Genomic DNA, 19,383 nt, shown 5'->3' on the forward strand with positions numbered 1-19,383 from the left:
TCCACCTCGTATTTCTCTGTGACCTCTGTGACCTCTGTGGCTTAAGAATTCTAAGACACGTCGAGGAACACCATGACACAGATCGCCCTGCAAGAACTGACCTCTCTGGTCACCCGTGCCTTTGAGAAGTGCGGTGCAAACCCCGCCATGGCCGCCAGCGCGGCCCGTGCGCTGGTGGATGCCGACGCCCAGGGGCTTGCCTCCCACGGCGTGTCCCGCACACCCCTGTACTGCGCGCACCTGAAGAACGGGCGCACCGACGGCAAGGCCGAACCAAAAGTGGTGCACGAGCGCGGCGGCGCCTGTCTGGTGGACGCGGCCTGCGGCATGGCCTATCCGGCCTGTGCACTGGCGGTGGAAGAGGGCATACGCCGCGCCAGGGAACACGGCGTGGCCTTCGTGGGGGTCACCAACAGCAACCATTTCGGCGCCGCGGCGCTGCACCTGCGCCCTGCCGCCGAGGCGGGCATGGTGGCCCTGGCCTTCGGCAACTCGCCTGCGGCGATTGCCCCGTGGGGCGGACAGACGCCCTTGTTCGGCACCAACCCCATCGCCGCCGTGTTCCCCCGCAAGGATGGAGAACCGCTCATGGTGGATCTGTCACTGTCACAGGTTGCGCGGGGCAAGATCATGGTGGCGGCGCAGAAGGGCGAATCCATTCCCGAAGGTTGGGCCCTGGATGCGCAGGGCAACCCGACCACGGACGCAAACGTGGGCCTGAAGGGCAGCATGGCGCCGGCGGGCGGCGTGAAGGGAGCCATGCTGGCGCTGGTGGTGGAACTCATGTGCTGCGCCCTCACGGGCGCCGCCTATGGCTTCGAGGCCGATTCCTTCTTCAGTGACGAAGGCAACCGGCCCCGCATCGGACAGGCCTTTCTGATCATCGACCCCGAGGCACTCGCGGGTCGCGCGGTCTATCTGGATCGCGTCGAGACCCTGATCATGAAGATGCTGGAAGACGAGGGCGTCCGGCTGCCCGGAGCACGGCGCTTCAAGCTCGAAGCCGGGGCGCGGGAGCAGGGCGTGGACGTTCCCGATAATCTGCTGGAGAAGATCCGGACTTTGGCACAGGGCTAAAAGCGACTCACTGGCGCCGCAAGTAGGACACGAGGGTTTTCTTTCAAGGCAAGGCCTTTCTCTCGCAAAGCGCGCCAAGTACGCCAGGAAATTCCTGAGATTTCGTAGGTTGGGGTGAGCAGCGCGAACCCCAACGCCGTTGCCCCGGATCGCCACTGCATGTTGGGGTTCGTTCCTCACCCCAACCTACGTGATATTTCCAGATTTTCTTGGCGTACTTGGCACGCTTTGCGAGAGAAATCTGTTTTAAGTCTTTCTGCCGGAGCTCCGCTGCCGGCATCAGGCGGACTTCTTTTCGACCGGGTGACGGGCGGCACGCCACTGGGGGTAACCGTCCTCCAGACGCCGTGCCTGATAGCCCTCGCGGCGCAGTTTCTCCACCGCCTCGAAGGCCAGCATGCAGTACGGGCCGCGGCAGTAGGCGACGATCTCGCGATCACGCGGCAGCTCGGCGAGCCGTTTGCCGAGTTCGCTGACCGGGACATTGACAGCCCCCTTGATATGGCCGGCCCTGAACTCCTCCGGGGGTCGCACGTCGATCACTGTGACCTCACCGGCACGCGCGCGCTTGAGCAGTTCGCGCTGGCTCACCGGCGTGAGCGAATCGCGGCTGTCAAAGGCCTCGCGCACGATACGCTCCACCTCTGCGAGCTGTTCCTCCGCCACGTGCTGGATGTCCGACGCGATACGCAGAATGCGTTCCTCGTCGCTCAGGCGGTAAAACACCTGCACACCTTCGCGGCGCGAGTGCACCAGTCCGCCGTCTCGCAGCACCTGCAGATGATGGGAGGCGTTGGCCATGGGCATGCCCGTGGCCCGCGCCAGTTCATCGACACTGCGCTCGCCCTGGGCCAGCGCCTCGATCAGGTCCAGACGCTGCGGGCTGGCCAGTGCCTTCGCGACGCGTGCGAACTGTTCAAGAAGGAGCCGCTTGGGTGAGGCATTGTTCCGTTTCATGGCAAATACTCCGGGTCACAGGGCCGTTGACGGCGATGATTCTCATTTCATTATAAGAGAATCCACGGATCGGAACCTGTTTCCCGGCACGCGGTAAGGTCATCTGAGGCGGCAGGGTCAGGCGGGCACTTCGCGGTTCCGTCTGTGCAGCAGCCAGAGGCTGGCCAGGGCTGTGGCGAGGACAAAGGGCAGGGCGGTCAGGTTGAGTGCGGCCCAGCCGATGGTGTGGAGCAGTGCGCCGGCGAGAAATGAGGCCGTTGCCACCGAGCCGAACACCAGCAGGTCGTTGACACCCTGCACCTTGCCGCGTTCCGACATGTGATGGGTGGTGGTCAGCAGGGTGCTGCCGCCGATGAACAGGAAGTTCCAGCCCACCCCCAACAGGATCAGGGCAATCAGGAAATGGGGCATCGTCTCCCCGCTCACCGCCACGGCAATCGAAGTGAACAGGATCAGGGCCCCGGCGAGCAGGACGCGCTCGACGGAGAACCGGGCGATCAGACTGCCGGTGAAGAACGACGGCACGAACATGCCAAGCACATGCCACTGCATCACGAACGCAGCCTCCCCACGGGAAAAACCCGCCGACTGCATGGCCAGGGGCGTCGCGGTCATCAGCATGATCATCACCGCGTAACCCACGGCCGCGGCCAGCACCGCGACGGCAAAGGCCGGCTGTTGCGCGATCTCGCCGATCGGGCGCTGCTCCTGGGCCAGGGCCGCCTGCTCGCCGGGGATGCGCAGCAGCGTGAGCAGGCCGAAAGCCAGAAGCGCGAGCACGGTGATCACCACGTAAGGCCCCAGGTCCGGAACCGTGGGGATGAGCGCCCCGGACAGTCCCGCATTCCAGGGACCCAGAAAGGCGGAGATCACCCCTCCGGCCAGCACCAGCGAGATCGCCCGGCTGCGGAAGGCGTCGCTGGCCGCGTCCGCCGCGGCGAAGCGGTAATACATGGCAAATGCCTGATAGATGCCAAGCAGCAGGCTGGCCAGAACGAACAGCCAGAAGGCGGACTGCGTGATCGCCACGACGCTCAGTGCGCCCCCGGCCGCTCCCGCCAGCGTCCCGACAAGAAAGCCCGCCCGGCGACCGATGCGTTTCATGAGTAGCGACGCAGGCAGCGTGGAGAGCAGTGTGCCGAGCATCATCGCCGAAACGGGGAGCGTGGCCAGTTCAGGGGAGGGTGTCAGGCGCTGGCCCACCAATCCGCTCAGCGTCATCACCGTGACGGCCGTGGTGAGGAAAAGCGCCTGGCCGATGGCAAGCAGCAGGACGTTGAACTTCTCGTGGCCGAGCAATGTACGTTTCATCAGGCACCCGGATGAGTGTTAATGGAATAGACTCAAACGGATATTAGAATAATTGTCAATGGGTAGCTGGCAAAGATGGCGGAAACCGCTGACATCGTGTTGACAAACTCAAGCGATCATATTAGTAATTGAAACGAGGTTTGATGTACTGGCCGGGAACCGGCCCCGGAGGGACACAATGGCGATGAAGACATCAGTGTGGATGACGGGCGTCGTGCTCGCGCTGTCGCTGTGGACGGGCGGGATCGCCGGCGCGGACGACACAATGCCCACGTGGGAAGGCTGGATCGTTGGCGGACCCTGCGCGGGGGAACTGCGTATTGCCGATTGTCCGCTTCGTTACGTCGACCAGCCGGTGCTGCTGCTGGAGGACGGCGACGCGGTACCGTTCCGTTACGGCGAAGGCACCGGCATCCGTGACGTGGACATCGACGAGAGCTACACCATGCTCGTGCGCATCACCGGCGAGCGCGAGGACGGTGTGATCCAGTCGGTGCGGCTGGACCGCCTGGAGGACAGTCCCGACAGGACCTTCTTCAAGGGTTGACTCTGAGTCCACGGCCCCCGGCGGGGGCCCCGACTCCACAAGGGAAAGGCGATGATGGCCGAATCCATGACACGGGACGGCGCGGCGGCGCTGCCCGCGGTTTACGAGGTCCTGGGGCAACGGGCCGTTATTCGCCTTCTGGAACACACCGACCATCAGGTGGTGGTGGCGGAGATTCGGGCGGCGCTGGCCCGCCACCGGGGCGTGCTCCTGGCAAACGGCACGCCGCCGCCCGACGCCGCCGCGGTGGCCGCGGAGGTGGCCGGCCGGCTCTCGGCATTTCGCCAACCGGCCCTGCGCAAGGTCATCAATCTCACGGGCACCCTGCTGCACACCAACCTGGGCCGTTCGCCCCTCTCGCGCGAGGCGAAGGCGGCCGTGGCGACCGCCGCGGCCACCACCAATCTGGAATACGATCTCGATACGGGGCGGCGCGGTGACCGCGACAATCTCGTGTCCCGCCTGCTGACCCGCCTGAGCGGGGCTCCGGCGGCCACCGTGGTCAACAACAACGCCGCCGCCCTGTGGCTGACCCTGAACACGCTGGCGCCGGGCCGCGGCGTGGTGATCTCCCGGGGCGAATTGGTGGAGATCGGCGACAGCTTCCGCATGCCCGACATCATCACCGCCAGCGGCTGCCGCCTGATGGAGGTGGGGACCACCAACCGCACCCATCTGCGCGATTACGAAAACGCCCTGGACGCCGGCGGCAGCGTGCTGCTCAAGGTGCATACCAGCAACTACCGCATCGAGGGTTTCACACGGGAAGTGCCGCTGGAACAACTCGTGGAACTGGGTCGCCGCCGCGGTGTGCCGGTGGTGGCCGATCTGGGCAGCGGTGCGCTGGTGGATCTCGCGTGCTACGGCCTGCCGGGCGAACCCACGGTGCAGGAGACGGTACGGGCCGGGGCGGACGTGGTGACCTTCAGCGGCGACAAGCTGCTGGGCGGTCCCCAGGCCGGGCTGATCGTGGGCAGCCGCGATCATCTGCAGGCCATCCGGCGCAACCCGGTGCGCCGGGCCCTGCGCTGCGACAAGCTGCGCCTGGCGGCGCTGGAGGCCACCCTGCGCGCCTATCTGGATCCGCGCTCGCTCTCCGCCGCCTTGCCTGCCTACCGGATACTGGGGCGCAGCCGCGAGACGGTGGAGCGGATCGCCCGGCGCATGATGCCCTTCATCGCGGAGTGGGCCGGTGACGTGGCGCGAGTGGAGATCGTCACCGGTGAATCCCAGGTGGGCAGCGGCGCCCAGCCGTGCGCCGGGCTTCCGACCGCGCTGGTGGCCCTGACGCCCCGGGACGCCGACGCAGGCGCGCTGGCCCATGCACTGCGACGGCTGACGCCGCCGGTCATCGGCCGGGTGCACAAAGGCCGGGTGCTGCTCGACATGCGCGCACTGCTCGAACCGGCCGCCCTGATCGCCGCCCTGCGCGGAGTGACGCGATGATCATCGGTACCGCCGGCCATATCGACCACGGCAAGAGCGCCCTGGTGGAACGGCTCACCGGCATCGATCCCGACCGCTGGGAGGAGGAGAAGCGCCGGGGCATGACCATTGACCTGGGCTTTGCTCATGGTGATCTGCCGGGATTCGGGCCGGTGGCGCTGGTGGATGTGCCCGGCCACGAGCGTTTCGTGCGCAACATGGTGGCCGGCGCCACCGGCATCGACGTAGTGCTGCTGGTGGTGGCGGCCGACGACGGGATCATGCCCCAGACCATCGAACATCTGGATATCGTCCACTTGCTCGACATCCGCCGGGGCGTGGTGGCGCTCAACAAGGCCGATCTGGTGGATGAAGAACGGCTGCGCCGCATCGCCGCCGATCTGCGCGCCCTGCTTGCGGACACCGCGCTCGCCGCTGCGCCGGTGGTGCCGGTATCCGCACGTACCGGCAGCGGTCTCGATGCGCTGCGCGAACACCTGGCCCGGGCGTGCGCCCAGGCCGGCGGCCGCGAGTGTGATGCATGGTTCCGCATGCCGGTGGATCGCGCCTTCAGCCTGCCGGGCATCGGTACCGTGGCCACCGGCACGGTAGTTGGCGGGGAGGTGTGCGAGGGCCATGAACTGCGCCTGCTGCCCGGGGGAAAGATCGTGCGCGTGCGCGGCATCCAGCAGCACAACCGGGCGACGCGCTGCGCCGGCGCCGGTGAACGCTGTGCCGTGAATCTGGCGCGCATCGAGCCTGCAGAACTGGAGCGCGGCTGCGTGCTGTCCGATCCCGGGCTGCGGCGTGCCACGCGCACCGTCGATGCCTTGGTTACTCTCTCGCGGCATGCACGAGAGGCCCCGGCGGCCAGCCGCAGGCTGCACCTGCACACCGGCACGGCGCGGGTGGCCGCCCGGTCCCTCTGGCTGCGAACCCCGCCCCGGCCGGGGCAGACGGCGGTGGCCCAGTTGCGTCTCGAACAGCCCGTCGCGCTGCTCTACCGCGACCGTTTCATCCTGCGCGATGGTGGCGGCACCACGGTGGCGGGTGGCGTGGTGCTCGACCCCTTCGCGAGCCGCCGGAAGGTGCGCGACGCCCTCCGGCTGGCACGGCTCGACCGCCTGGCCCGGTTCGACGCCGAGGAGGCGCTGGGTTGCTGGTTGGAGGCACGCGGCCCCGCCGGATGGCGGTTGGACGAACTGGCCGAGCAGCTCGCCCGGCCCACCGACGGCGTGGCGCGGCAACTGGAGAACCGGGCGGACCTGTTGCGCCACGGGGAGGGGGTACGGGCGTGGATCGCGCCGCGCGGCGCGGTGGAGTCCCTGGCCCGGGAACTGGCGGCGATCGTGGGCCGGTGGCTCGCGGAAAACCCGCGCCGCTCGGCCCTCTCCGAGGCAACCCTCTACCACCTCTGCCCGGAGCGGATCGACCGGCGCGTCTTTCGCCGCATCGTCGATCGCCTGGTCGAGCGCGGGGAACTCGTGCGCGCCGGGGACGGCCTGCGCACACCGGGTCACCGCCAGCAGTTCTCCCCCGCCGAGCAGCGCCGGGCGGCCGAGATCGGCCGTCTGCTGGACGCCCGGCGCGGCACGCCGCCGCGACTGGGGGATCTGGCGCAGGCTCTGTCCATGCCGAAACCGATACTGGAAGACTTTCTCGGTGAACTGGAATACGCGGGCGAGGTGGTCCGGCTCGATCAGGACATCTACGCAACACGGCGCGACGTGGACACCTGGCGCCGCCTGGTTCCGGAACTGGCGAAGGAGGGGGACGGTTTCACGCTGGCGCGCTTTCGCGATGCTGCCGGCGTCGGGCGGGAGTTCGCGCTCAAGGTGCTCGAGCATTTCGACCGTTGCGGCGTCACCCGCCGCCACGGGTCGCTGCGCAGCGCCGCGCGGTCGGAGGCCAGCGCATGAATACGCCGCCGCGTCTGACCCGCTGGGCGCGCTGCGGCGGCTGCGCCGGCAAGCTCGACGCCGGCCGCCTCGATGCGCTGCTGCGCGGCTTGCCGAGCAGGCCCGACCCCGACCTGATCGTCGGCACCGAGACCGGCGACGACGCGGGCGTGTACCGCATCGGCGCGGATCTCGCCGTGGTGAACACGGCGGATTTCATGCCGCCGCCGGTGGACGATCCCCGGACCTTCGGGCGCATTGCCGCCGCCAACGCGCTGTCCGACGTCTACGCCATGGGCGGCAGGCCGATCACGGCCATGAACCTGGTGGGCTTTCCCCGCAGCGGGCTCGCCGACGAGGTGCTGCACGCCATACTGCGCGGCGCGCTGGAGGTGCTCGATTCGGCGGGCGTGGCGCTCGTGGGCGGCCACTCGGTGTACGACGAGGAGGTCAAGTACGGCCTGGCCGTGACCGGGCTGATCCACCCGGAACGGGTGGTGCGTAACGGCGGCGCCCGCCCGGGAGACCGTCTGGTGCTTACCAAGCCGATCGGCACGGGCGTGGTGGTGGATGCGATCCGCCGCGAGTGCGCCGACGAGGCCCTGATCCAGGCCGCCGTGGGGAGCATGACCCGGCTCAACCGCGAGGCGGCGGAACTGATGATCGCCCAAGATGCCCGCGCCTGCACCGATGTGACGGGTTTCGGTCTCATTGGACACGCGCGGGAGATGGCGTTCGCCTCGCGGTGCCGGCTGCGTATCGACCACCGGACCGTGCCGCTGCTCCCGGGCGTGGCGGCCCTTTGCGCCGACGCGCCGGTCGTCCGGCCCCCCGGTGGCGTCGCGTTCGGGGCGGCCGTCACGGCGCCCTGGCGGCGGCTGCTGACCGACCCGCAGACCTCCGGGGGGCTGCTCATCGCGGTGAACGAACATGGCGCGCGGGCCATCGTGGAAGAGCTCGCGGCGAGGGGGCAGGCGCAGGCCGCAGTCATCGGCGAGGTGCTGCCGGCACACGGGGACAGCCTGGTCGAGGTCGTGTAGCCGGCGCAATAGAATCGAGGAGAGGATGGTACCCGGTGGTATTCACGGGCTTCAAACCCGATGGGGGGCGGTGAAACCGTCCCTGGCAGGTTCGACTCCTGCCCTCTCCGCCATATCCTGAGACCCCATGAAGGCAGAACCCGATGGGCTGAACGCGGCCCGGCGCTACGAGCGGTGGTACCACACGCCGCGCGAACCGTCTGCCTTGGGGCGGCTTTCTTGCAGTCGGCTTGTCTCGCGGCGCACCCGGATGAAACGAAACACAATCCGGGGCCTCGCTCTTCACGCCTGACGCCTGACGCGCTCAGAAAACCAACACCTGATCCGCGGTCTCCGTCCACTCGGCCAGTTCATCCAGCGTGCCGCGACGTGTCCCCTCGGCCAGTTCCTCGTCGGTGATGCCGCGGGCATCCATGCACGTGCCGCATACCGCCACCGCATGGCCGCGGCGCGTGACGATCGACAGCATGTGCTCGATGTTGTAGTAGCCCTGCGGCACCTTTTGGCCGCGCTTGGCGCAAGGGGCCGCATCGCCCATCAGGAATATCCGCACCGTGCCGTTGCCCCGTTTTGCCAGAGCACCCGCAATGCGCAGGGCGTTGAAGCTGCGCTCTGTGCCGTAAGGGCCGTCGTTGAGGATGAAGAGTGTGTCCATATGGGGTTCTCCTGAAGGTTAGTTGTCACAGATCAACTATTGATCGGAAAAGTCGTTTAACCCCTCTCCTCCATACATAGCAGAACTTGACAGATATTCAAAGGATCATATGATTATTCACACGGATGGTATCCGAACAACCACCCGAGGAGGAACGGACAATGACAACGAAGCTGCATTCCCCGATGTTTACCCCCATGGCCTGGCTGGTGCTGCTCGCCCTGCTGGTTTCTACCGGCTTATGGAGCAGTGTTGCCCTGGCGGGTCCACCCGGCCCCACGGAGATCAACGGCCACAAGGTGCTGACGCTCATCAGCCGTGATCCCCCGGCCTTGCGCTGCAACAACAACATCCAGGTGGCCGCGGAACTCTCCAACATTTACAAGCTGCCCATCATAGTGATCCCGGTGACCGCCGCCGGACCCGGTGCGCGGGCCCCGGCCGTCTATTACGGCAGCGAACTCGTCACCGTGGACGGCGGTGCCGGCAACGGCATGGTCCATTACACCGAACTGGCCGACATCCTCGAACTGGAAGGCGTGCCGCTGCAGGAGGAAGAGGGACTCCTGATCCGGCTGAGTGACCCCTTCGAGAAGCTCAAGGCGGCAATTCGCGGAGACTGAACGTGGCGGCCTTGCGGCATTCGTTGATCGCGGGTGCCGTGCTGTGGCTCTGTCTCGCCGCGGCACCCGCCCAGGCCAGCGGAGGTGCCGCCGACCTGGCCGAGGCCGCCGGTCTGCGCGCTTATCCGGTCCCCATGCGTGCCCCCGAATTCCGTCTTCCCACCCTTAAAGGCGGCACCGCGGGCATCGCCGAGTACCGCTGCCGGGTGGTGCTGCTGGCCTTCTGGGCGAGCTGGTGCTCCGTGTGCCGCGGTGAGCTGCCGTCGCTGATCGAGCTGCAGAACGACTACGGCGGCGAACGCTTCACCGTGGTGATGGTGGCGGTGCGCGACGATCCCCGCGATGCGGCGCGCGTGTTGCCCGAAGACGTCGCCTTTCCGGTGTTGTTCGACGATGCCGGGAGGGTGGCCGAGCGCTATCGCGCGGCCGGTGTGCCCGTCAATTACGTGCTCGACGGCCGGGGGCGCATGCTGGCCGGCCAGGCCGGCGCCTTTCACTGGAGCGATGAGCCCGTGCGGCGCCTGATCGAGCACCTCATGGACACCCTGGAGGAGGAGAGACCATGAAGCGCCTTTATGTCCTGTTGGCCGGTGCGCTGCTGCTGTGTGCGGGCGCCGCCCAGGCCGACGAGATCCTCATCTCCATTGAGGACCTGCTGGCGCGCCAGGCGGCGCAGCCGGAGCTGGTCCTGATCGATGCCGAGATTCCCGACCGATTCGCCCGCGCCCACATTCCCGGCGCGGTCAACCTGCCCCACATGGAACTGGAGGACGCCGAGGAGAATGCCGAGACCGGGCGTCCCATCTTCCCGCAGCTGGCCGCCAACCGGCTTGGTGAAGCCGGCATCGCTGTGGACACGCCCGTGGTGGTCTACGACGGTGGCGACGGACGCGCAGCCTCCGCCGTGTGGTACATCCTGCGCTACATCGGCCACCAGGACGTGCGCATTCTCGATGGCGGTTTCCGCAAGTGGCTTGCACAAGGTCATCCGGTCACCCAGCAGGCACGCGCAGTGGAGCAGATGCGCTACATCCTGCCCGACCGGGAGCGCAAGGAGTGGGAGCTGACCACCGACCGGCTGCGCGAGCTGCTGGACCGGGGCGAGGCCGTGCTGGTGGACACGCGCTCCATCGCCGAGTTCGCCGGCAAGGAGACCGGCGGCGCGCGCCGCGCGGGCCACATTCCCGGGGCGGTGAGCCTGCCGTGGACCCGGCTGGCCGGCGAGCCGGAGACCTTCGCCGACGACGAGATCCTGCGCCGGGCGCTGGAGCGCGCCGGACTGAGTCCCGATCAGACCATTGTCACCTACTGCAACCCCGGGCTCGGACGCTCCACCTTCCTGCTGGCGGCACTCACGCGCCTCGGTTTCGAGAACGTGATCGTCTATCCCGGTTCCTGGAACGAGTGGGCGGCCGATCCGCGCCTGCCCGTGGCGAGGTGATCCCATGGACCGGCGTGAATTTCTCAAGGGCACCGGCTATTGCGGGCTGGCGCTCATGTTCGGCGGGCCGCTGACGGCGCTGGCCGTGAACAACCCGGCGCAGGCCGCCGCCGCGGCTGCCCGGGGCGACCGCGCCTGGGAGGCCCTCTACCGCGAGGAGCTGCTTGGCACCCTGGGCGACGCACAGGGTTTCGCCTTCCACTGCTCCAACTGCCAGGGCAACTGCGCCTGGAAGGTCTACGCCCGGGACGGCGTGGTGACCCGCGAGGAGCAGGTGGCCGGTTATCCGCAGATCCATCCGCGTATCCCCGACGCCAACCCGCGCGGCTGCAACAAGGGGATCATCCATTCCAAGGAGATGTACCAGGGCGACCGGTTGCTCTATCCCCTCAAGCGCGGCGGCGAGCGGGGCAAAGGGCAGTGGCAGCGCATCACCTGGGAGCAGGCCTTCGAGGAGATCGCGGAGAAGGTCGTCGAGACGCTGGACGAGAAGGGTCTGGAGGCGCTGATGGTCTACACCGGCACCGGCATCCTCTCCCAGGGCCGGCGCGCGGGTCCGCTGCGCCTGGGGGCATTGCTCGGTGCCCAGCGCATGTATCCGGCCAGCGCCGTGGGCGACATGTTCACCGGTGCATCCCTCGCCTACGGCGTGACCAACATCGGCCATTCTCTGGACGCCTGGTTCGAGGCAAAGACCATCTTCCTCTGGGCCATGAACCCGATCGTCACCCGCATCCCGGACGCCCACTACCTGACCGAGGCGCGCTACAACGGGGCGCGCATCTACACCATCACCCCGGACTACAATCCCAGCGCGCGCAGCGCCACTGACTGGGTGCCGGTGCGCCCAGGCACGGATGCGTATCTGGCCATGTCGCTGCTGCACGTGCTGCTGCGCGACAACCACATCGACGAGGCCTTCGTGCGTGAGCAGACGGACCTGCCGTTTTTGGTGCGCACTGACACGGGCGAACTGCTGCGCCACCGGGACCTGCGCCCGCGCGGGCGCGACAACGTCTTCTATGCCTGGGACGAGGCCGCCGATCGCGCCGTGCCCATGCCCGGCACCGCCGGCCACCACCGCGAGACCCTGCGCCTGGGCGACATCCGTCCGGCGCTTGGCGGCACCTTCGAGGTGCAGGGGCGCGACGGCGAAACCATCGAGGTGACCACGGTGCTGGAGCGGGTGCGCGCCGAGGCGGCCAGGTACCCCCCGGAAGAGACCCGGGAGATAACCGGTGTGCACCCGGAGCTCGTGGAGCGCATGGCGGCCGACCTGGCAGGCGCCGAGCGCGCCATCATCAACATCGGCTTCGCCATGCACAAATACGTCTCGGGCACCATGACCTGCTGGGCGGCGGCACTCGCCTGCGCGCTCACCGGACATGCCGGGGACCGGGGCGGCCTGGACACCGAGAACAACTGGAGCCTCGGGGGCCTGGGCGATCTGTCCAACCCGAAACCGGCGCGCTTCGGTTCAGGGTTCTTTACCGAGTGGCTCAACGGCGACATGGAAAAAAGCATGCGCCGCCATTACCCGGATGAGCACCTGCGCAAGACCGCCGGGTATGACAGCGACGACGTGCGCCGGCACGTGGAGGAGAAAAAGGCGCTCGGTACGTCCTATTTCGGCCGCCCCAGCGCGCTGCTGCTCTTTGCCGACAACATGTTCCGGCGCAACAAGGACGAGAGTCATTACCGCGAGACCATGCTCTCCGGGCTGGACATCTTCGTGAACATCAACCACCGCATGGACTCCACCGCCCTGTGGGCCGACTACGTGCTGCCGGCCAAGAGCCACTACGAGAGCTGGGACATCCGCGGTGAGCTGGGTTATCACCGCTACTGCAACATCACCGTGCCGCCGAAAGGACTGGCCCCTGTCGGTGAGACACGCTCGGAATGGGAGATCTGTCTGGGTCTCGCCCGGGCCATCGCCCGGGCCGCGAAACAGCGTGGCATCGAGCAGATCGCCGACCCGGACTTCCTGGAGCAGGAAGGCGACATGGCCGCCCCGGTAATCCGCGATCTGGCGCGCCTGGAGGAGGACTTCACCCTGGGCGGCACACTCCCCGACGACGAGGCCGTGGTGCGCTGGATCATGGAAAACGTCCCGGCCATCGCGCCGTGGACACCGGAGGACGGGGCAAAGCACGGATTCGTCATCCTCAACGAGCAGGCCGGCTACACTTCACCGCTGGCCGCCAACCGGCCCTACTACTCCTTCGAGCGCAACGTCTACCTGCGCGAGCCCTACAGCACCGAGTCGGGGCGCCAGCAGTTCTTTGTGGACCATCCCACTTTCCGCAAGCTGGGGTGCACCGTGCCCACGGCCATGGGGCCGCTGCGCCCACCGTCCTTCCCGCTGGCCTTCTACACACCGCACACCCGCCACGGCATCCACTCCCAGTGGCGCGGCAACCAGGAGCTTCTGCGTCTGCAACGGGGCGAGCCCTACATCTGGCTCAATCCGAACACGGCAGCAGAGCGGGGCATCGGTGAGGACGACCCGGTGCGGGTGTTCAACGACGTGGGCGAGTTCCACTGCAAGGTGAAGCTGGTGCCCGGCGTGCCGCCGGGGGCCGTGGTCATGGACCACGCCTGGGAGCCCTACCAGTTCCGCAAGCGCCTCGGGCTGAACAACGCGGTGGCCGGCGTGCTGTCGCTGGTGGAGCTCGTGGATGACTGGGGCCATCTCACCTTCAGCCCCAACTGGGACGGCAACATGATCGCGTTCGAGACCTCGGTGGAAGTGGAACGCAGCGACGGAGGGGTTCAGTGATGCGACAGCTCGCCATGGTCATCGACCTCAACAAGTGCATCGGCTGCCAGACCTGCACGCTCGCGTGCAAGAGCCAGTGGACCGACCGGGGCGGCCGCGAGTTCATGTACTGGAACCACGTGGAGACGGAACCGGGCAAGGGCTACCCGCGCGACTGGAAGAATGCCGGCGGGGGCTGGGAGGGCGAGCAGCTTCGCCCCGGGCGCCTGCCGCGCCTGCACGAGGATTACGGCTACCCGGCCGAGTTCAACTACGAGGAGGCGCTGTTCGAGCCCACGGAAAAACCCCTGCGCCCCATCCAGGAGATGCAATGGGGCCCCAACTGGGAGGAAGATCAGGGCGCCGGGGAGTTTCCCAACAGCTACTTCTTCTACCTGCCTCGCCTGTGCAACCACTGCACCAAGCCTGCCTGCCTTGCCGCCTGCCCGCGCCAGGCCATCTACAAGCGCGAGGAGGACGGCATCGTGCTCATCGACCAGGACCGCTGTCGCGGCTACCGCTACTGCGTGGCCGCCTGTCCTTACAAGAAGATCTATTTCAACCCCACCACCGGCATGTCGGAGAAATGCATCTTCTGTTACCCGCGTGTCGAGCGGGGCACGCCGCCGGCCTGCGCCTACCAGTGCGTGGGCCGCGCCCGCCATGTGTCCTACCTGGACGACCGCGAGGGGCCCGTCCATCGCCTGGTGAATGAATGGAAGGTGGCCTTGCCGCTGCTGCCGCAGCACGGCACCCAGCCCAACGTCTATTACGTTCCGCCGTTGAGCCCGCCGGCGTTCGACGCCGACGGGCGTCCCGGCGACAAACCACGACTGCCGGAGAACTATCTGGAGGAACTGTTCGGCCCCGGCGTGCACGACGCGCTCGCCACCCTGGAGGCGGAGATCGAGCGCAAGGGACGCGGCGAGGCATCGGAGGTGCTGGACATTCTGATCGCTTACCGCCACGGCGACATGTTCCGCCTCGACCGGGGCGGTCAGCAGGGAGGGCAGGGCGATGCGTAGGGCGAAGCCACTTTTTTTCGCAGATCGGGCCTCAACCCGGCAACAGTGGCTTCCACAGGCACCGCGTTGTCGGGCTGAAGCCCGACCTACAGGGCGAACAAGGCAAGGTAACATCCGGCACACGGCGCCGGACCTTCACGGATTCGTGTCGCTTGTCCTCCCTGGGCTCGCCGGTTTCATTCTGGTTGCGCTGTTCATGCTGCCGGCGGCGTTCGCGCAGGATCTGCCGCCCGACGCGCAGGCCCTGCAAGACGCGGGCCGGCTCTCCGTGGCCGGGCCCGGCGCGCCGCCGCTTGCCGTGGACGATCCGCGCTGGGACGCCGCCGCGGCGGCGCGGCTTTCGCTTCATCCGCAGATCGCCATCACGCCGGGGAGCGAACCGGTGCCCGCTCGCACCGCTGAGCTGCGCGCCATCAGCGACGGGCAATCCATCGCATTACGGGTTCAATGGCAGGATCCGAGCCCGGATCACAGCGACGGCGGCCGCACGGATCACTTCGCCGATGCCGTCTCGGTGCAGTTTGCGCACCCTGAAGGGGACGGGGTGCTGCCCTACATCGGCATGGGTGAACCCGGACGGCCGGTGACCGTCTGGTACTGGCAGGCGGGGCGGGGCGCCGAGCATTTGATGGCGCATGGCTTCGGAAGTCTTGAGAAGACCGCCGGCACTGCCCCGGAACACGACGCCCGCCATGACGGCGAGGGCTGGACGGTGGTGCTGCGCGGCCCGCTGGCCGATGCACCGCTGCCCGTGGCCCTGGCCGTATGGGACGGCGCCGCCAACCAGCGCAACGGCGACAAGCGCCTCTCCGCCTGGCATCTGGTTCACGTGCCGGGGGCCCCCGTGGAACGCGAGCGTTATGGAGCGCTGCTGGCGCAGCAGAAGGTGGACGGTGATCCCGACCAGGGGCGCCGCCTGTTCACAGCGCACGGCTGCATCGGTTGCCACCGTGTGCCGGGCGGAGCGGACGTGGCCGTCGGCCCCGACCTGCGCTTGGCCGGCGCGCACCACTGGCCCGGCTACCTGCGGCGCATGATCGAGGATCCCTCGGCCTTCATCGTGCCGGGCAAGGGCTACGGGATACCCGGCGCCGACGGCACCCTGCAGTCCCTGATGCCGCGCCAGGCACTGGACGCCGAAGAGATCGAACACATCATCGCCTGGCTTGCCGGACTTGGCGAGAAGGGGGGTGTCGGGAAGTGAGGTTTAATAAGCGATCCGTGAGGCATCGCGAGATCATGTCGCCGGACTCTTCGGTTAAAACGCCCGACACCTTTGATCGACGACCAATGTACCTCGATTACTGCATGGCCGAACGGTGTGCCCTGATCGGCACGAGCATCCTCCACGCCCCAGCGTACGTCACCAGGGTGAACAGTTTATACCGAGCAGCGTCGGATGATGTCCGGCATCTACACCCACCCGTGCCGGAGTCTCACTATCATCGCGAGTTTCATCACAGAACCCGCAGCCTTACTGCATTTCGTCAGGAAATCCGTGCGCTTTCCGCTCGGTGTCACTTTTTCCGGTTTCTTATGAGCTAGTCTCCCTTCCACCAACCGATCGCAGGTGTCGACGGTTGCCTACCGGCTGCGTGCACATGGGATGTGACGAACGTCTCGATATCCCGGGCACGATGAGCCGGGCAGAGAAACACCCACAGTCGTTTTACAACGTTCGGGCGCAAGCCCTGGGAGTGTCGCCATGATTACATGGAAGTCGGAATTCGTTGTTCTTTCAGTTGCCGTCGCCCTTGCCATGGGGGGTGCTGTCATTCACGCCAGAGATTCGGCACCGGCCACCGATCTGACGGCCCAGAAGCCACCGGAAATCGTGCAGGAGATTGAGCGGGTGGTGAGCCGTGCAGAGGAACGCGCCACGCTGCCCCTTGATCTGTCCCGATCCGATTTCGAAAGGGAGCTGAGCGAGCGCTACGTGGGTACGCATACGCTTTACCGGGCGCTGAGCGAACAAGCCCAGATGGAGGTGTATGAACACTACCAGCAGGACAATCGGATCGAGAGCATCCGCCGCGTAGTCGCCTACGCCATGTGATCGAATCGTGAGGCGCGGGCGAGGTGTCTGCCCGCGCCTCACGCCACAGGTTGCCTGATTCCTGAATCGCCGCGCAGGTCCGCGGAAGAGGCCGATTTCTCAGGCCGTCTCCTGACCGTGCCGGCGTCACAGTATGTCCGGGATTCCCATCACATAATCCCTATGCCCTGTGCACTCCGTCCGGAAATTCGTCCGTTTTCCGGGCAGCCCGCCTTTGCCGAAATGCCACTCGGCTAACCTCAATGATCAACAGCCGCGCGCCGAATGCGCAGTTGGTGTTCGGGGGTGTGCAAGGGAGGTGGACGGGCATTTCCATCACCCGGGTATGACCCTCCTGACGATGAACAGTGCAGGATCCATGAATCCATGTTCGGGCAATCCGCCCGAGGAGAACCGCCATGATCACAAGGAAGCCGGGTTTCATTATCTTTTCAGTTGCAGTTGCCGTCGCCATGGCGCTGGGCGGAGCCGCCATTCATGCGCGGGATACGGGTCCCATGCAGCATGCTGCGATGGATGCGTCCGCAGGTGCCGCGTCAGGGGTGGAACGCGTAGCCGCTCCACAGCAAGCGCGCACGGAGATGACGCCCGGTCTGACCCGGGAAGAGTTTGAACGCGAACTGGAGGTGCGATTCGCAGGCACTCATATGCTGTACCAGTCGATCCCCGAAGAGGCCAAGGCGGAGGTTTATGCCCAGTACCAGCGCGACAACGACATCGCGGGTATCCGTCGACTTGCGGCCTTCTCACTGTAGTCGACGTTCAGGCGTGAGACGTGATGTGTGAGGCGATAGGTGATAGGCGTTAAACCATCCCTGGCCCTCCCCCATGAGGGGGAGGGGATTGATACTCTGGACGCCTCACGCCTCACGCCTCACGCCTCACGCCTCACGCCTCACGCCTCACGCCTCACGCCTCATGCCTCACTACAGCACCACTTCCTCATCACCGGGCGCGGCGATCCCGCGTCGCATCAGGAGGGTTCCGCTCTGGCGATAAAGATCCGCCAGGGCCTGGCGGTGACGGATGACGGCCTCCACTTCCTCAAGCTGACTTTCCAGCAGGTCCCGCTGGGCCTGGGCAAGGGCCAGCGCGGTGCCTGTCCCCACGCGGAAGCGGGCCTGTTCCGCGCGCAGCACCTCTTCCTGCAGTTCGCGCGTCACGCGGGTGGCGCTGATCTGCTCCCTTGTTCGCTCCGTCTCGAGCCAGGCTGTCTGCACGTCCAGTGCCGTCAGCTGCGCCAGATTGGCCACTGCCTCGAGTGACTGCTGCCGGGTGAGGCGGGCGCGCCGTGATTCGGCCTGTGCGGCCCGGTTGCCGAAAGGCACCTCGAAGCGCAGCCCCAGCCGGTAGTCGTACCCCGGGCCGTCCAAGTCACGCCAGGCTCGGCCGAAGGCGCTGGCATAGCCCGATTCCCCGAGGGTGATGAACAGGTCCAGGCGGGGCAGAAGGCCCTGCCGGGTCCGGATGACTTCCAGTTCACCCCGACGGGCGCGAATGCGGGCTTCGTTCAGTTCCGGACGCAACTGGTGCGAGAGCCGCACGTGAAGGTCTACCGGATCCAGGGGAAACGTCATCGGTTCTGGCGTGTCCTCGAGGACAATTTCCGTGTTCCAGTCGGCACCCGCAGGATTGATCAGCTGCAGGAGGCGCATGCGTGCGGCCGCCTTCTGGGCACGCGCATTGATGAGCCCCTGGCGGCGCAGCGCCACCTCGGCAAGGGCAGCGGTCTCCTCGGTCTCCGGGCGCTGGCCCACGGCAATGCGGCTGCGCGTTTCAGAGAGCTGCTGCTCGGCCACGGCCAGGGCCTCGGCAAAGATCTCGGTGCGCCGGTCCGCGAGTACGTACTCCCAGTAGGTCTGCTCCACATCGGCCACGAGCGCCTCGGCAAAGCCGCGCAGTTCGTATTCCGAAGCCAGGGTATCCAGTTCCGCCTGGCGCAGGCGGGCCAGATTGGACTCCACCCGTGCACCGCGCAGCAGTGCCTGGGTGAGGGTGATGCCGGCGCGCGCACTGAACTGCTCCTCCTCTACGCGGGTGGAGTCGCTACGCACGCTGCGCAGACTGAGTTCCACCTCGGTACCGGTGGGAAAGCGCTGCCGTGCACCCGCCTCCAGCAGATCCCGATCGGTGGTGATGAGATCCACCTGGCCGACTTCTTCCAGTTGTCGGACCACACGTTCACGGCCCACGCTCGCCTCGGCAAAGAACACGGGGTCGAACAGTGCCCGCTCGGTGGCCTCGAACGTGCCGGTGATCAGGGGACGCAGTTGCTCCACGGAGAGGCTGCGATTGTGGCGCAGCGCCAGGTAGACCGCGTTCTCGATGGACAGCTCGAGTGTCCGGCCCGGTGTCACCGCCGGCGCCCAGTCCTCCGGGAGTTGCAGGCGCAGCCCGGCTTCACGCTCCCCGTCGCCGGGCATTGTGGCGTGCTCATCGAGCCGCACGGGCCGCTGTTCGGCGCCCCGGCTGTCGATAGTGACCTCGCGGGTCTCCAGCTGGCTGCGTCCTGCGTCGCCCGGACGCGGGCCGGTGGGAAGATCCTGGGCGACGAGGGGAAGAGGGAC

General features: G+C 67.1%; 17 protein-coding genes and 1 tRNA gene. 14 read left to right on the plus strand and 4 right to left on the minus strand.

Annotated features, from left to right (window positions below):
* Positions 1-72 precede the first annotated feature (72 nt).
* Complete coding sequence (locus B1C78_RS03320) at positions 73-1,077, plus strand: Ldh family oxidoreductase (protein ID WP_077277717.1); 1,005 nt, start codon at positions 73-75, stop codon at positions 1,075-1,077.
* 279 nt (positions 1,078-1,356) lie between these two features.
* Here the strand turns inward: B1C78_RS03320 and B1C78_RS03325 are convergent, their stop codons facing one another.
* Both B1C78_RS03325 and B1C78_RS03330 read right to left on the minus strand, forming a co-directional pair.
* The gene (locus B1C78_RS03325; protein ID WP_077277718.1) at positions 1,357-2,034 is read right to left on the minus strand and encodes an ArsR/SmtB family transcription factor; all 678 of its coding nucleotides are present in this window, start codon (positions 2,032-2,034) and stop codon (positions 1,357-1,359) included.
* A gap of 117 nt (positions 2,035-2,151) precedes the next feature.
* Positions 2,152-3,345: an MFS transporter gene (locus B1C78_RS03330; protein ID WP_077277719.1), complete on the minus strand. Its 1,194-nt coding sequence runs from the start codon at positions 3,343-3,345 to the stop codon at positions 2,152-2,154.
* A gap of 184 nt (positions 3,346-3,529) precedes the next feature.
* Between B1C78_RS03330 and B1C78_RS03335 the strand changes: the two genes are divergently transcribed.
* From B1C78_RS03335 to B1C78_RS03355, 5 genes are all read left to right on the plus strand, one after another.
* Entirely contained in the window at positions 3,530-3,892 is a 363-nt protein-coding gene (locus tag B1C78_RS03335; RefSeq protein ID WP_139349785.1) for a hypothetical protein, read from the plus strand.
* 51 nt (positions 3,893-3,943) lie between these two features.
* Entirely contained in the window at positions 3,944-5,338 is a 1,395-nt protein-coding gene (selA, locus tag B1C78_RS03340; protein WP_245795284.1) for an L-seryl-tRNA(Sec) selenium transferase, read from the plus strand.
* Positions 5,335-7,236, plus strand: coding sequence for a selenocysteine-specific translation elongation factor (gene selB, locus B1C78_RS03345; protein WP_077277721.1), 1,902 nt, complete (start codon positions 5,335-5,337; stop codon positions 7,234-7,236). Before selA ends, selB begins: the two co-directional genes overlap by 4 nt.
* Positions 7,233-8,255: a selenide, water dikinase SelD gene (selD, locus tag B1C78_RS03350; protein WP_077277722.1), complete on the plus strand. Its 1,023-nt coding sequence runs from the start codon at positions 7,233-7,235 to the stop codon at positions 8,253-8,255. Before selB ends, selD begins: the two co-directional genes overlap by 4 nt.
* A gap of 17 nt (positions 8,256-8,272) precedes the next feature.
* Positions 8,273-8,368, plus strand: a tRNA-Sec gene (locus tag B1C78_RS03355).
* 191 nt (positions 8,369-8,559) lie between these two features.
* Here B1C78_RS03355 and B1C78_RS03360 read toward each other — a convergent pair.
* Positions 8,560-8,910: a DsrE/DsrF/TusD sulfur relay family protein gene (locus B1C78_RS03360; protein ID WP_077277723.1), complete on the minus strand. Its 351-nt coding sequence runs from the start codon at positions 8,908-8,910 to the stop codon at positions 8,560-8,562.
* Positions 8,911-9,071: 161 nt separating this feature from the next.
* Here B1C78_RS03360 and B1C78_RS03365 point away from each other — a divergent pair, with 161 nt between their 5' ends.
* The 8 genes from B1C78_RS03365 to B1C78_RS03400 all read left to right on the plus strand — a co-directional run bounded on the left by B1C78_RS03365 (position 9,072) and on the right by B1C78_RS03400 (position 17,571).
* A complete protein-coding gene (locus B1C78_RS03365) occupies positions 9,072-9,533 on the plus strand; it encodes a hypothetical protein (RefSeq protein ID WP_139349786.1) in 462 nt (153 codons plus the stop codon).
* A 2-nt stretch (positions 9,534-9,535) separates the two neighbouring features.
* Positions 9,536-10,099 carry a TlpA family protein disulfide reductase gene (locus tag B1C78_RS03370; protein ID WP_077277725.1) on the plus strand — a complete coding sequence of 188 codons (564 nt, stop codon included), beginning with the start codon at positions 9,536-9,538 and terminating at the stop codon, positions 10,097-10,099.
* A complete protein-coding gene (locus B1C78_RS03375; RefSeq protein ID WP_077277726.1) occupies positions 10,096-10,974 on the plus strand; it encodes a sulfurtransferase in 879 nt (292 codons plus the stop codon). Before B1C78_RS03370 ends, B1C78_RS03375 begins: the two co-directional genes overlap by 4 nt.
* A gap of 4 nt (positions 10,975-10,978) precedes the next feature.
* Positions 10,979-13,756, plus strand: a complete 2,778-nt coding sequence (locus tag B1C78_RS03380) for a molybdopterin-dependent oxidoreductase (RefSeq protein ID WP_077277727.1) — start codon at positions 10,979-10,981, stop codon at positions 13,754-13,756.
* Positions 13,756-14,760, plus strand: a complete 1,005-nt coding sequence (locus B1C78_RS03385) for a 4Fe-4S dicluster domain-containing protein (RefSeq protein WP_077277728.1) — start codon at positions 13,756-13,758, stop codon at positions 14,758-14,760. Before B1C78_RS03380 ends, B1C78_RS03385 begins: the two co-directional genes overlap by 1 nt.
* Positions 14,761-14,905: 145 nt before the next feature.
* Positions 14,906-15,964 (plus strand): ethylbenzene dehydrogenase-related protein, encoded by a 1,059-nt coding sequence (locus tag B1C78_RS03390; RefSeq protein ID WP_175628222.1) that lies wholly within the window; start codon positions 14,906-14,908, stop codon positions 15,962-15,964.
* Between the two features lie 501 nt (positions 15,965-16,465).
* Complete coding sequence (locus B1C78_RS03395; protein WP_139349787.1) at positions 16,466-16,816, plus strand: hypothetical protein; 351 nt, start codon at positions 16,466-16,468, stop codon at positions 16,814-16,816.
* 398 nt (positions 16,817-17,214) lie between these two features.
* Entirely contained in the window at positions 17,215-17,571 is a 357-nt protein-coding gene (locus B1C78_RS03400; protein WP_077277731.1) for a hypothetical protein, read from the plus strand.
* A 171-nt stretch (positions 17,572-17,742) separates the two neighbouring features.
* On the opposite strand, the gene B1C78_RS03405 is transcribed toward B1C78_RS03400, so the two are convergent.
* Positions 17,743-19,239: a TolC family protein gene (locus B1C78_RS03405; RefSeq protein WP_425443950.1), complete on the minus strand. Its 1,497-nt coding sequence runs from the start codon at positions 19,237-19,239 to the stop codon at positions 17,743-17,745.
* Positions 19,240-19,383 lie beyond the last annotated feature (144 nt).

The sequence above is a fragment of the Thioalkalivibrio denitrificans genome (assembly GCF_002000365.1).
GTDB lineage: Bacteria > Pseudomonadota > Gammaproteobacteria > Ectothiorhodospirales > Ectothiorhodospiraceae > Thioalkalivibrio_A > Thioalkalivibrio_A denitrificans.

Bases quoted from the DNA above. Each gene is read 5' to 3' on its own strand.
- selB (WP_077277721.1), top strand. From the start codon at position 5,335: ATGATCATCGGTACCGCCGGCCATATCGACCACGGCAAGAGCGCCCTG.
- selD (WP_077277722.1), top strand. From the start codon at position 7,233: ATGAATACGCCGCCGCGTCTGACCCGCTGGGCGCGCTGCGGCGGCTGC.
- B1C78_RS03400 (WP_077277731.1), top strand. From the start codon at position 17,215: ATGATCACAAGGAAGCCGGGTTTCATTATCTTTTCAGTTGCAGTTGCC.
- B1C78_RS03365 (WP_139349786.1), top strand. From the start codon at position 9,072: ATGACAACGAAGCTGCATTCCCCGATGTTTACCCCCATGGCCTGGCTG.
- B1C78_RS03385 (WP_077277728.1), top strand. From the start codon at position 13,756: ATGCGACAGCTCGCCATGGTCATCGACCTCAACAAGTGCATCGGCTGC.
- B1C78_RS03380 (WP_077277727.1), top strand. From the start codon at position 10,979: ATGGACCGGCGTGAATTTCTCAAGGGCACCGGCTATTGCGGGCTGGCG.
- B1C78_RS03330 (WP_077277719.1), bottom strand. From the start codon at position 3,345: ATGAAACGTACATTGCTCGGCCACGAGAAGTTCAACGTCCTGCTGCTT.
- B1C78_RS03375 (WP_077277726.1), top strand. From the start codon at position 10,096: ATGAAGCGCCTTTATGTCCTGTTGGCCGGTGCGCTGCTGCTGTGTGCG.
- B1C78_RS03335 (WP_139349785.1), top strand. From the start codon at position 3,530: ATGAAGACATCAGTGTGGATGACGGGCGTCGTGCTCGCGCTGTCGCTG.
- B1C78_RS03360 (WP_077277723.1), bottom strand. From the start codon at position 8,910: ATGGACACACTCTTCATCCTCAACGACGGCCCTTACGGCACAGAGCGC.
- B1C78_RS03395 (WP_139349787.1), top strand. From the start codon at position 16,466: ATGATTACATGGAAGTCGGAATTCGTTGTTCTTTCAGTTGCCGTCGCC.
- selA (WP_245795284.1), top strand. From the start codon at position 3,944: ATGATGGCCGAATCCATGACACGGGACGGCGCGGCGGCGCTGCCCGCG.
- B1C78_RS03405 (WP_425443950.1), bottom strand. From the start codon at position 19,239: ATGCCCGGCGACGGGGAGCGTGAAGCCGGGCTGCGCCTGCAACTCCCG.
- B1C78_RS03325 (WP_077277718.1), bottom strand. From the start codon at position 2,034: ATGAAACGGAACAATGCCTCACCCAAGCGGCTCCTTCTTGAACAGTTC.
- B1C78_RS03320 (WP_077277717.1), top strand. From the start codon at position 73: ATGACACAGATCGCCCTGCAAGAACTGACCTCTCTGGTCACCCGTGCC.